Origin of the sequence: Pedobacter lusitanus, assembly GCF_040026395.1 — a bacterium.
Classification (GTDB): domain Bacteria; phylum Bacteroidota; class Bacteroidia; order Sphingobacteriales; family Sphingobacteriaceae; genus Pedobacter; species Pedobacter lusitanus.
This window is the reverse complement of the sequence record NZ_CP157278.1, coordinates 5,770,918-5,784,540: the sequence shown is the minus strand read 5'-3', so window position 1 is coordinate 5,784,540 and position 13,623 is coordinate 5,770,918. Positions and strand designations below refer to the sequence as shown.

The window sequence follows — 13,623 nt, the reverse complement described above, 5'->3', positions numbered from 1 at the left end:
TTTCAACTACAGAAATACAACACTAACTCAAGCCAATTGTTTTCTCTCTGAATGATTTTGGCACTGCCATAGTCTGGCGTTTGAAGAAAAGATTAAAGTTGGCAGGATATTCAAAGCCAAGACAATAACCAATTTCTGAAATATTCCATTCGGTATGTTTAAGTAACGCAATAGCTTCATTTGCTATACGGCCGGAAATATGTTCTGAAGTAGTTTTACCTGTCACTTCTTTAACAGCATGATTAAGATGATTCACATGAATAGACAGACGTTCAGCAAAATCATTTGCTGTACGGAGCTGCAATACATGATCAGGAGAATATATAGGGAATTGTCTTTCCAGCAACTCAAAAAATAAAGAAGCAATACGGGAAGAAGCATTGTTTGATTTAACCTGTCTCTCACATGGCTGCAGCTTCATTGCTTCATGAATCAGCAGGTTCACATAATTCCGGATCAGATCATACTTATAAGTATAATCACTTTCCATTTCACTCAGCATTTTTTCAAATATCCTGGCTACAGTCTCCTGTTGTTCTTGATTAATATACAATACAGGATTATCCTGTATTTTAGCCAGCAGAGAATTCTTAAGAGGCTCTGTCCGCTGACGCATAAAGTTTTCCGTAAATAAACAGAAATAACCAGACTGGAACTCTGAAGTAGTTTCCCAGGAATATGGGATGGTCTGATTGGTAATCATCAGGGCGCATCCGTCAATTTCTATCCGCTGGTTTGGATAATGAAGAACTCCTTTTCCAATGATATAAGCTATTTTATAAAAATCCCTCCTGTTATAAGGTGAAGGATTTAATGTACAATAACCAAACCTTTTAAAAACATTAAAATGGCCTGTATGTGCATCAAGTATAGGATTTGGAATGATGACATCTGGTCTGTTGACAGCAAACATCTCATAAAATTCCTGAAGGGACATACTTTTTTTCACGCATTAAAATTGCATAAATTTTAAGATGTCCCTATATTTTTTGTGTAATATTATGGTTTGATAACATCACCGGCATGAATTTCTTCATTCGCCTGACTAACCAGGATATCTCCTTCTTTAATATCCCCGAATATCTCTATTCTGTCATCAGCTTCCCTTCCCTTTTTAACGCTTAATTTTTCTGCTTTTCCATCTTTCGAACGAATCACATATACCCCCTCTGCACTATCAACTATAGCTGTTTTTGGTACAGTAAAAGTACTTGCATTTGCAGGAAGCGGCATAGAAACATCTGCTACCATCCCCGGTAAAAGCTTTTTAGTCAGATTGGGAACATCCATTTCTACTCTTTCAGAACGTAATCGCTGGTCCAGTGCACCAGATAACCTTTTAACTTTAGCAGTGAACAATAGATCAGGCTGCGATTTTACCGTGAAAGTTACTTCATCTCCTTCTTTCAGATAACCAGTATACAGTTCAGGAACAGAGATGACCAGACGCAAATGTTTTTGCTGTTGTATCGTAAATAACGGGAATTCAGATCCTTTGCCCGAAGGCCCTACATAGGCACCCAGATTTACATTTCTGGAAGAAACGATACCATCAAACGGAGCTCTGATCTCGAGATAATTCTGAATAGAGCCAACTTCTTTATAAGAAGCTTTTGCTGCATTAAACTGTGCCAGATCAGAATTCCTTTTTGCAATAGCCTGATCCAGATCATTTTTTGATATAGTACCAGGTGTTTTGCTCGTTTCAAACAAACGTTCATAATTTGCTTTGCTGGCCGTATAAACAGCTTCCTGAGATTTAAGACGGGAATCTGCTGCTGCCAGCTGTGAAGTCAGTTCGGGAGCTTCAAGTGTCATCAACAGCTGACCTTGTTTAACTTCTGAACCGATATCCGCTTTTAAAGTTTTTACAAAACTGCTGACCTTTGCATAAAGATCAACCTGCTGATAAGCAATCAGCTCACCAGGTATCTTCAAAGAAGTGGCCATTTTTTCTTTACTCAAAACAAAAGTCTTAATCTCAGGCTTTTTTTCAGCAGCATTATTTTCTTTCTTCTCCTCGTGATGGCAACTGCTTATCAGAGCTGTCAATGCGATACTGCTTAGAAAAAGGGAAGTCCGGCTAAATATTTTTTTGTTCATTATATGATAGTCTATGTACCTGTTCAATTTTTTTATTTATCGTGTTTTTAACACCGTGATTTGATTACTTTTCTTTTAATCCTTTAATAAAATGCACGCTTTCTTCGTCTTCCGGATCTAACGATAAGGATTGCGTGGAAACTTTTCCCTGCACCCATGCAAACACCATAGGCAAGATAATTAATACGGCAAAAGTTGACGCTATTAATCCACCAATTACTGCTCTTCCCAGAGGGGATACCTGGTCCCCTCCTTCTCCATGTCCAATTGCCATAGGAAGCATACCTGCCACCATCGCCACACTGGTCATAATAATAGGACGAAGACGTAATCCGGCAGCTTCTCTCGCTGATTCCAGTGCATTACCATTATGTTTTCTCAACTCTTCAGCATTGGTGATCAATAATACAGCATTGGCAATAGACACACCGACAGACATGATAATTCCCATATAAGACTGTAAATTAAGTGTTGAACCGGTAAGTTTCAACAAGAGCAATGCCCCCAGCACAACAGCCGGAACTGTAGCAAGAATTACCAGAGGTACCCTGAAAGACTGGAAATTAGCTGACAACATCAGGAAAATCACTACAATAGCAACCAGTAAACCATTCTGTAAACTACTTAAAGTCTCGTCCAGAACTTTTCCAAGTCCTATTTGTTCCACAATAACTCCTCTTGGCAGTTCCCCTACATTTTTTATAGCCAGGGCAACATCTTTATTTGCAGAACCCAGATCCTTATCATTCAGATTCGCGGTCACAGAAAGATATGGAGTTGCTCCAAGATTATCATTTTCACCATAAGTAGTATCCGGCTTAATAGTCGCCACATCACTTAATACAGGTCTGCTATTATTTCTGAGCAAGGGAATTTCTCCCAGATCATCTTTACTGTTCATCTGGTTTAATGGCACCTGTACCTGTACACCATATGACAAGCCAATTTTTTCGTCTACCCAGTTATTTTTATCTGTGTATCTCGAAGACGAAGTCGAAGCAACCAGTGATTTCGATATATCACTTAAATCAACCCCCAGCTGCGCTGCCCTTACCCTGTCAATATTAATATTTAAGGAAGGATATTTTATCGGCTGTGCAATCTGCACATCTCTCATGTAATTGATTTTCTTTAGTTCAGCAGCAACTTTGCCTGCATATTCTTCATTTATCTTTTTGTTTTTACCTGCTATTCTGACTTCAACAGGAGTCGGAGAACCCTGACTCAGTACTTTATCAGTTAATTCAATAGGCTCAAATGACAATTTCAAATCCGGACTTTGCTTTTTAACCTCATCACGCAATTTATCTTTAAGCTCATCCATATTGACATGGTAGTCTTTCAGTGCAATTTGGAAAACAGCCTCATGGGGCCCACCCATGAACAGATAAATCGGATTCACAGAAAACAGAGCCGGGTGTTGCCCTACATAAACAGAAGTGATGCCTACATGCTCAGGTCCAACGAGTTTTTTCAGTACCTTAAGAATCATATTTGCTTTTTCTTCCGTTCTTTCCAGACGTGTACCATCCGGAGCCCTCATCCTCAGCTGAAACTGGCTTGAATTCACCTTGGGCAATACATCCCGGCCAATATTTGATAACAACAAAACTGCCGAGCAAATCACTACTACCAGGTAAACTATAACCACAGGTTTACGAACCAAAAATAACCGGTCAATAAAACGCATAAACCTGTTTCTGAATTTATCAAACAAGGTCACCTTTCCATCTTCATTATAACCTTCTCTCTCTACCAGAATCTTTTTCTGATTCAATGTTTCCTGCTCAGATTCAAGCGTCAGCCCAGTCTGATTAAAAGCATCTTCGTCATCAGTAATTGCAGGATCAGTTTTTTTATGCGGATGCGGATGTGCCACCATTAACCAGTTGGCCAGTATAGGCACAAAGGTCTGGGAGAGTAAAAAAGAAATGATCATTGAAAATCCAATAGCCAGTGCTAAAGGCAAAAATAATGCTCCCGGTATTCCCGTCATGGTAAATGCAGGTGCAAATACAGCCAGAATACATAGCAGAATCAGCAATTTCGGGAAAGCGATCTCTTTACAGGCATCCCATATCGCAAGTGCTTTAGGCTTACCCATATCAAAATGCTGGTGAATATTCTCTATAGTTACCGTAGATTCGTCTACGAGAATACCAATTGCAAGTGCCAGCCCCGAAAGAGACATAATATTTATAGTCTGACCAAATAATTTCAGGAATAATACCCCTGCAATAATCGAAGTTGGAATAGTCAGGATCACAATTAATGCAGCCCTTTTATCTCCCAAAAACAACAATACCATTAAACCAGTCAGAATAGCTCCTATAGCTCCTTCACTGATTAAACTTTCTACAGCATTAATTACAGATACGGACTGATCAAATTCATAAGACAGTTTTACATCTTCAGGCAGCGTATTCTGAATTTTCGGCAGATTAGCTTTCAGATTCTTTACTACATCCCAGGTTGAGGCATCCCCCGATTTGGCAATACTCAGATAAACTGAACGTTTACCATTAATCAGTGCATAACCATTTGTGATATCAGCACCATCTTTTACACTCGCAACATCACGCAGATAAAGATTCTGAACCCCACCCTTAAATAACGGGATATCCTCAAAATCCTTGATATTTTTAATCGTATAATTAGTAGGCGTAATATAATTTTTGTCTCCGATACGCACATTTCCTGATGGAGCAGTCTGGTTATTTGTACTGATAGCACTTACAATCTGTTCAACGGTAAGGTTGTGTGATCGCATCAAACCTGGATTAACATTAATCTCTACCGTACGCGGACTACCTCCGAAAGGTGCAGGCGCCAGTAATCCAGGGATAGCAGTAAAGGAAGCACGTACATAAGTATTCGCTAAATCCTGCAATTCATTATTACTGCGGGTCGGGCTGCTTAATACCAGTTGCCCGATAGGCAGTGAAGAAGCATCAAATCGAATGATAAAGGGCGGTTGGGACCCGGGCGGAAAAATTGCCTGCGCACGATTAGACAGTGCACTTAATTCTGAAGCTGCCTGCGCCATATTTGTCCCCTCATAATAGGTGAGTTTCATCAGCATCAGCCCTTGTGTATTTTTAGTTTCAATACTCTTTATCCCATTGGCAAAAAGCAGTACATTCACATAGTTCTTAGCAAAATAAGACTCCATTTGTGTAGGTGTATATCCACCAAACGGGTGTGCAATATAGATCACCGGCAAATTCATCTGCGGCAAAATATCCACTTTGATACTGGTCATGGAGCTAATACCAAAGAACAGTAATCCGGCAACAAACACCATTATAGAAATGGGTTTCCGCAATGCAAAACGTATTAAATTCATATCAGGGTAGCGGCTTAAAATTCGTTAATAAATAGATTATAATCGCCCGTTGCGGCCGATTTCAGCAATAGAGCCTGCCATACATTCGTATAAGCAATATCGCGATCTGTTTCGGCCCTGTTCAATGCATAAAGAGCCTGTGTCAGATCTACAATTGTAGTCAGTCCATTCTTATACAAGGTGCTTTTTTGCAGATAAGCTTCACTCGCAGCCTTAACCTGTACCGGCGCCTCATTATAATTGTCCATGGCATTTTTAATCTTACTTTCTGCCAGCAGCAGCTGAGCATGTAATTGCTGATCAATCAGTTCATACTCGTTTTCCAGACCACTTGAAATATAACGCTGTGCTTTAACCTGCGGAGAATTACGTAAAATAGTAGTTAAATTCCAGGTCAGCCCAACACCAAACAAATAGTTACCACGGGTTGGATTAATTCCATCACCATAACTATGCGAGTAGGCATTCAGGTCATTCGGATAATTAGTATCAAATCCTGAACCTCTGCCCTGAAATACCCCAATGAAAGAAAATGTAGGATAAGCTAGTTTTTTATAATAATTCAACTGCTGATTACTTACATCAATTCTGTTCCTGTAGTATTTCAACAAAGGATGTTCTTTAAAATTCACATTGGTATCTGTGCGTAAAATTGACTGAGGCACATGATTGATTAAAGCTGTATCTACTTTAAAAGCAGTTGCTGTAACCCCCATTAAGATGCCCAGTTTATTGGCCTGCTCCTGTTCCAGATCAATTGCTTTGGTCAATGCAATTCTGGCGTTCGAAACTTCAGCAACAGCCAATGAAGAATCTACACCCGCAATCAAGCCATTTTTCGCACGCAGAGCCGCATTATTTTTAAATACAACCGCTCTTTCCAGGTTCTTTTGCTGAGACCTGGTTAGTCTTTGAGCTGCCAGTAAATTCAGATAAGCAGCCGAGACCCGTACTTCATGCTGAAAAATCTCCTGATTCAGATCATTCTTATCCCTTTTAAGGATTTCTTTCGAAACTTTGATCTTTTCACGGATCCTTCCGAAACTAAAAAAATCCCAGTTTATATTACTGAGATAGAGTGCACCAAAAGCAGCATTCCAGTTTTGCCTGGCTAATGCAGGACCAGACGAGGCCGTGCTTAATCCACCTAAAGCAGAAAGCGGTCCGTTCTGACCATTGATTGTACCGTAATCCTGCTGTGCAGCAAGGGTGAAATTAGGGAGATATTCCCTTCTGGCCTGTTCAACTGTTTGTTTAGAGGCACTAACGTAATTATCTTTTGCCTTTATAGTTCCATAATTGGTAATTGCTGCATTGACTGCATCCTTCATATTTAAGGTTTGAGCAGTGGCAGATACAGCAGTACACAGGAAAGAGGAAAAAAGAATTGTAGAAAATGATACTCGGGGCATTAGATTGATGTTAAATTAAATCGATATTCTACTTAGTGTTTATTGTACAGGCAAAAATATCTGTTATAACGTCAAACGAAAATATGCGGTTCAAATCAATACTTATTAAATTCAAATAATTGCGTCAGAAATTATTAAATTCAAAGATAATGCAGACTAATTGTCTCCTTTTTGAGCAAAAAAACAAGGAAAGTCGGTAAAAACAGTACTCTGCGAAACGACAAATGACACTATACTGACTTATCAGACCACAGAGAATATATTAAAACAAAGAAAGCCTTTTCTATTTCACGTTCTTTCTGCAGAATTAGCAATAATTAGCTAATCAGGCTTCCGGTAAATTATACTTTTAATAAAACGACGGTAATAAAAAGATGTATTGAGTGGAGAATACAGCCTTTCTTCAAAGAGATGTTCTGTATTAATCAGCGATTTTGCTTCAACAGCAGAAATCTTACTAAAAAACGAATACATTGCCTGTAATAACAACCGCTGCCATACTTTTCCAGACTTTTCAGTGTAATAAAAATCAGAAAACAACCACAGACCACCGGATTTCAGCAAACCATTAAGCTGATTGAAGACAGTGCCTACACTATCCGCAGCAAAATTATCAAAAAAGAAAGCTGTAATTATAACATCATAAAGAGCTGTTGTTTTAAAATCCTCCATAGCAGAATGGATATAAGTTACAGTATTAGCTTTTACATCCCTTTTCTTTGAAATGTCAAGCATTTTTGAAGAGATTTCGACATAAGTGATCTTTAAACCGGAAGGATGTATTCTGGCAATTTCCTCCAGTATCCAACCCGTGCCTCCCCCTGCAATTAGGATAGTACTGTTTACCGGAATAGCACTCAGCTGATCAATCTGTGCTTTCATCTGAGCACGAAAATAAACCATCCGGCTCAGCACATCATAATATCCGGCTATACGATCATAATTATTTTTCATTCCCTCTGGATTATCAGGACAAACTCATTTCTAAATAAACTGCATTGCAATGATACCACAAATGGCCTTTACCATGATCAGTCCATCAATAACAATAAGGTAATAAAATATTTTCTTTCTGCTATTCATCGAATAGGCAACAATTGCAGTAAGTACAAACGGAATCAGGTTAATTAAAACCCTGGGCAGTGGAAACTTTTCAATACCAGCAAACACCAGTAAAGATAAAATCCCGGTAATCAAAAGAGGAATTAAGACATAGAATATGGTCTTTTTGAGTCCTATTCTAACCACAAATGTTTTAAGCTGACTGTTAGAATCAATCGCATAATCCTTCATGTCAAACATAATTGCATTTACTGTACAGAACATCCAGTTTTTCACAAAAAGAAAGTACCAGAAAGTTGTTTTAGCAACGTCCGTATCAGACTGTATTTTGAGTAAAATCAATGGCAGCAGGTTTGCCGTGGCGGCCCAGACAAAGCCGATAATGAAGGGTTTAAGCCATCCCGTATTCCTTAAGTTGAGATTAAAGAAGAAAACAGGTACAAGCCCATAATAGAGAACAGCCATCCCTATCACTAGACCTACAATAATCCAGTATTCAAGAGGCAGATGCAAAATAGCCTGAAAATTACTGATAACCATATAGGCAATCAGTCCCCCGCAAACCAGACTTAGCAACAGCTGACTCAACCTTATAAAATTACGATGTTCTGCATACCATGCTGTCCGGGGATTTTGGGTATTAATACTACTTTTTGCCCCCATATAAGCATAAGTATAATAGACAATTGGCGCAAAAAACAATAAGATATAATAGGTCAGTGAATTAAAAGGTACTTTTAACTGCAGGGTAGATTCTATGGTTAAAGCCACGGCAAGGAGGCCTATAAAATAGTTACCGAAAAATATAAATTTTATAATCTTTAAACCCATTGTAAGATTTCCTGGTCCGATATCATTTATATTAACTTTCTGTGGTATAAATAATTTAATGATATTTTTTGAGGATATCTTCTATTCTTACGTCCGGTACAAGATCTGTAACAGCAATTAGTCTGATTCTTTTAAAATCAGGATGCAGCGTATTCAGCACGTAGTTATTACACTCAGGCATGACAGCCGATGGAACTTTGAGCACAGGAAATCTCAGGTCGTCAAACCATTTATTTCCTATTGGCTGACAATGACTGTAATCATAAGGATCACGCCAGTCAGGATCCAGTTTACTTTCCTCGACAGTATTAATTAATAAATCATCCGGAATTTCAACAAAAACAGTTTTAAAGTCCTGATTGAAACCTACCCCCTGTCTCCGTACCATATTTTCCATGAAGGCCAGTGGTATGTTTTCTGCGCAATAGATTACCCGCTTACCAGCAGAGGCCCATCTTCCGTTTACCCCTGATGCAGTGAGTGAACCCGCATAATTTTTATGCCCTATTCTGAATACAATCATCTGTAAACTTAAACGGCATCACCATAAGCCATTTTTATCAGTTCATCTGCTACCAGGTCTACCCCTCCCGGAGTTGTTAACCAATCCATAGGACGTTCTTTTGAATTCCAGAAAGGTTTGTTTAACCAATAGCTGAATTCATCAACTGAGCCAAATAACTCTACTCCTTTTTTATAAAGACCTATTAATTTAAGCAAATGCTCCCCATAAACAGGTTCCAGTAATTTCTTTTGTTCTTTATAGTTACTGATGGTCCTGGAAGATATATTAATCAGATCTGCCAGTGATTTATTAGAAATATTAATCGCTTCAGCAAAATCATAGAATAGCCCTGGCTTTAGCCCTTGTCTTGCATATTGAAAGACCTTCATATCATCACTTACGTCAATTGCATTAAACTTGACGCGAAGTGTTTCTGTCCGTTTATCCGAAAGTAATACACTTGTAGTTGACATATCTTCGAGTTTTAAAACACTAATATACGAATATTTTCAATATCAATGTTGAAAATATTCGTATATCCATTTAGCCTATTCCACTTATTTACTCCGTTGTGACGATAACCGGACTGTTCTGAACAAATTATCTGTCGCCTGTAGTATTTTTGCCTTCAGTCTGGGATTAAAATCCGCATGATTTTGGAGAAATTCACTGACAATGACTCCGGCTTCTTTACTTTGATAAGTACCAAATGTAGCCTGTAGCCACGACTGAGGAAAGAAAATATCCCCTGTAGACTGAATTTCCTCTAACAATCCAAGACTTTTCTCCAGATAAGCAACACTATATTGCTGACGTAATGGATGGTGAAGATAATAAAGGGCCGCAAGCACATTAGATTCTTTCGCTCTGTTGGCAGGATATTTCAAACTATCAAAGAAATCATCCCTTACACTTTTCCTGCCTGAAACAGCAGGGATGATAAACTCAAAACGCTTTTTGCGGTCAGGATTTGTGATTCTTGAATCCTGCGTGCCTAAAATATGATCATCCGCATCATCCCTTACTGCCAATGAAAGCGCAAGGCTGGTATAATCATCCTCCGAAAGCGTTATTCCGGCAGGAGCCTTCATATTTTTCCAGATCTGATAAAGTCTGTTTCTGGCTACCTTACTTAGAAAAATATCCTGATAAGCTTTAAAAAGCTGCTTTTTGTTATTACTACTTTTCTGAAGCGCTATAGCAGACCACAGTTGATCTTCCAGTACATCTGCTATCGCCTGTCTTTCTTTCGCATCACTAAACTGCCAGTAAATAGTACTGATATAATTACTCAGCAATCTTATATTAAGTTCTTCATCCTCTTTTATCAGACCACTACTAAATAAGGTCAGCAAAGCTGCAGGCCGGATATCTTTTCCGCTCAGCATCTGTTCATATAATGAAATATAGGCCACAGCTCTTTGCAATGGTTTTTCCAGACTGAATATATGCGACTGAATTGCAGGATCAACCGGCCACCGGCCATAGCCATCTCCTGCTGAATTGAGTAATATAAATAAGGGCTTATCCAGGCCCACCGCTTCTTTGAGATCCAGTTTATCTGTAGCCAGATCAGCCTGAAGTACCTTAACCGAACCAGGATAAAACAAAGTCACCTCAAAAGTTTGCGGCCATACTCTTTTTTCCCCATATTCTGCCTCCTGGGTAATAGTCATTGCACTGATTTTATCCCCCTGGTAAGTGATATCGTAATTAATTACAGGTCTGCCACTTTCATTTACCCATACCTTATTCCATTTTTCCAGATCTACGGCAGTATGATTATCCAGAATATGAATTAAATCAGGCCAGGAAGCATTACTGTTTGCAAATTTCTTTAAATACGCTCTTACACCCTCTCTGAATTTATCCTTTCCCATCAGACTTTCCAGCTGCTGCATCATAATTGGAGCTTTGTGATAAATAATATTACCATAAAGCGTTCCTGCATCCTTCAGATTATCTAATGGCTGACGAATAGGATTTGCTCCTGCAGTACGGTCAACAGCGTAAGCAGCAGGAAAGTGATCAATCAGAAATTTAAGTGAATAATTAGCCTTCCCTCCTGATTCTTCTGTGCTTTTATCTGCCATAAAGTTAGCGAACACCTCCTTCATCCATACATCAGAAAACCAGTCCATCGTTACCAGGTCACCAAACCACATATGTGCCGTTTCATGTGCAATCAGATTATTACGGGCATTAAGCTGATCTTTTGTGGCGCCCGCGTCTAAAAATAAACTGGCCGATTTATACTGTATTGCTCCGGGATGCTCCATTCCGCCAAACTGAAAATCAGGAATGGCAACAAAACCAAACTTCTGAAAAGGATAGGAAATAGCAGTCCAGTCTTCAAAATATTTTAGTGCAGCAGTGTGAATATCATATATAGCAGGCAAACTTGGCTTAAGTTTGGCCCCATCCGTTTCCCTGTATAGAAAATCTGTATTCAACTGATTTACTTTGCCACTGTGCAATTGAAATTTACCTGCGGCAAAAGCGAATAAATAAGTACTTAACAGATCCGAGGTCTTATAGTGATAAGTTTTACGGTACTGCTCCTGCACAGAATCTCTGAGTTCAGCATTCGCTATCGCCTGCCAGTCTTTGGGCAGATGAAGCGTAAGTGTATAATTTGCTTTCAGATCCGGCTGATCAAAACATGGAAAAACAGTTCTTGCTCTGTCTGGCACAAATAAAGTATACAGATAATCTGCATTTCTGTTTAAAGCTCCCTCTCCTGCACGGAATAAGATACGTACCTCATTATCTCCTTTTTTCAAAAACTGAGGCTGCAGAATCAAATGTTCTCTGCTATGTGTTACTGTAACATTTTTACCGTTAATTGTAAGCAGACTGATTTTTGAAGGATCTTCCTTAAAATCAAGCTGCAAAGGTAATCTGACAGTATTCAGTTTAAAATTCAGTACCTCATGTGCCGTAATTGCCTCAGTCTTTTGAGCCGGTATATTCAATTCAAGTTTATAATGAATGGCAGAAAGTGCTGTTTTTCGATAAACAGCCAGCGATCTGCTCACACCATTTTCAACAACAGGGTCAGGAACTACTTTTCTTGATGAGCAGGAAGCAAGTGTAACAACCAGAAACAACAGGGCTTTAAATCTAACAGTCATGCAGGCAATTTACTATTTTTGTTCAGATTCAGGATACAGACAAGTACGGAACATTTTGTCAAAACCATATACTTTGAGATCTTTCCCGATCACAACAATCTTTGTTTCTCTGATTTCATCAGGCAGCCAGGTATCGCCCAAAGTGATAGATAGCGATTTACCTACAGTCTGTAACACAATTCTGCTCTGAAAAACATGACTGTATATAATTCCTTTAATCCGGTATACATTAGCTGACTGTGCAATCAGAAACACCATCATTCTATGTTCCAGGGCTTCTATATCCAGACTTTCTTTATATTTTAAAAGTATAGTCTCAATATCACTATGTTCATGCCGGTTATGAGAAGCAGCAAAGGCCATTAAAGGTTGCTTTTCAGCAGTGCCTGTTCCCAGACTGAACATTCCTTTCGGGGTAGACACCGGTTTGGGATTACTGTAAAAATTAGCAAAACGTTCTCTGGCAAAAAGCTTTCGGACCTGAAAATCTTCTCTTGTAGCAATCAGAATTTCTGCAAAAGGATTAATAGCCTTTAAGACAGCCTGAAGTTCTTTGATATAACCATAACTTACCCGCTCTATCTTGTTTAGCAGAATACTATCACTAAAAGCAATCTGCTGAATTGCTTCAGGACGCTCCTTTAACTGATCTTCAATCAGCTCGGCATCTACAATACAAATTACTCTTTTTAAATCATATCCTCTTTTAACCTGATCCATGGTCAGAAAAGGATGGGCTATATTTGCCGGATCAGCGATCCCGGTTGCTTCTATAATCAGGTGATCCCATGAGTCCTTCTTTTCCCACAGGTTATTTAAAATATCAAACAAATCATCATTTAAAGTACAGCATATACAGCCATTATTAAGTTCGACAACATCTTCTTCCCCTTTAATGATCAATCCTGCATCAATACTTTCCGATCCGATTTCATTCTCTATAATAGCGAAACGTGTATCCTTCATTTTAGAAATTACTGCGTTCAGAACTGTCGTTTTACCCGCTCCCAAAAATCCTGTCAGGATCGTTACTTCTTTTGCCTTTATATATTTCATTGTTACAAACTTAAGATATCCGTCCATCTTCTGCCAAATAATATAACGTTCAACAGTTACCTGTGTAAATTTTATGTTGTTCGGCACATTTTCCATTTAATATTTTTCCAATACTGTATAAAAGATGTACATTGCCCTACAAATATACACAAATGCAATAATGTTGCGCTCAAA

10 protein-coding genes are annotated in these 13,623 nt (G+C 38.7%); all 10 read right to left on the bottom strand.

What is annotated here, in order from left to right; all coding sequences use genetic code 11:
- Positions 1–22: 22 nt before the first annotated feature.
- Positions 23–937, bottom strand: a complete 915-nt coding sequence (locus tag PL_RS24865) for a helix-turn-helix domain-containing protein (protein WP_041882512.1) — start codon at positions 935–937, stop codon at positions 23–25.
- Positions 938–999: 62 nt separating this feature from the next.
- Positions 1,000–2,103 (bottom strand): efflux RND transporter periplasmic adaptor subunit, encoded by a 1,104-nt coding sequence (locus PL_RS24860; protein ID WP_052496308.1) that lies wholly within the window; start codon positions 2,101–2,103, stop codon positions 1,000–1,002.
- A 64-nt stretch (positions 2,104–2,167) separates the two neighbouring features.
- Positions 2,168–5,449 carry an efflux RND transporter permease subunit gene (locus PL_RS24855; RefSeq protein ID WP_041882513.1) on the bottom strand — a complete coding sequence of 1,094 codons (3,282 nt, stop codon included), beginning with the start codon at positions 5,447–5,449 and terminating at the stop codon, positions 2,168–2,170.
- 14 nt (positions 5,450–5,463) lie between these two features.
- Positions 5,464–6,861: a TolC family protein gene (locus PL_RS24850; protein ID WP_041882514.1), complete on the bottom strand. Its 1,398-nt coding sequence runs from the start codon at positions 6,859–6,861 to the stop codon at positions 5,464–5,466.
- A 321-nt stretch (positions 6,862–7,182) separates the two neighbouring features.
- The gene (locus tag PL_RS24845; protein ID WP_041882515.1) at positions 7,183–7,815 is read right to left on the bottom strand and encodes a class I SAM-dependent methyltransferase; all 633 of its coding nucleotides are present in this window, start codon (positions 7,813–7,815) and stop codon (positions 7,183–7,185) included.
- Positions 7,816–7,845: 30 nt separating this feature from the next.
- Entirely contained in the window at positions 7,846–8,694 is an 849-nt protein-coding gene (locus PL_RS24840) for a hypothetical protein (RefSeq protein WP_235324532.1), read from the bottom strand.
- 115 nt (positions 8,695–8,809) lie between these two features.
- Entirely contained in the window at positions 8,810–9,277 is a 468-nt protein-coding gene (locus tag PL_RS24835) for an RES family NAD+ phosphorylase (protein WP_041882518.1), read from the bottom strand.
- Positions 9,278–9,285: 8 nt separating this feature from the next.
- Positions 9,286–9,732 carry an antitoxin Xre-like helix-turn-helix domain-containing protein gene (locus PL_RS24830; RefSeq protein WP_052496309.1) on the bottom strand — a complete coding sequence of 149 codons (447 nt, stop codon included), beginning with the start codon at positions 9,730–9,732 and terminating at the stop codon, positions 9,286–9,288.
- 84 nt (positions 9,733–9,816) lie between these two features.
- Positions 9,817–12,393 (bottom strand): M1 family metallopeptidase, encoded by a 2,577-nt coding sequence (locus tag PL_RS24825; protein ID WP_041887305.1) that lies wholly within the window; start codon positions 12,391–12,393, stop codon positions 9,817–9,819.
- A gap of 12 nt (positions 12,394–12,405) precedes the next feature.
- A complete protein-coding gene (locus PL_RS24820) occupies positions 12,406–13,449 on the bottom strand; it encodes a CobW family GTP-binding protein (RefSeq protein WP_160292176.1) in 1,044 nt (347 codons plus the stop codon).
- Positions 13,450–13,623: the final 174 nt, after the last annotated feature.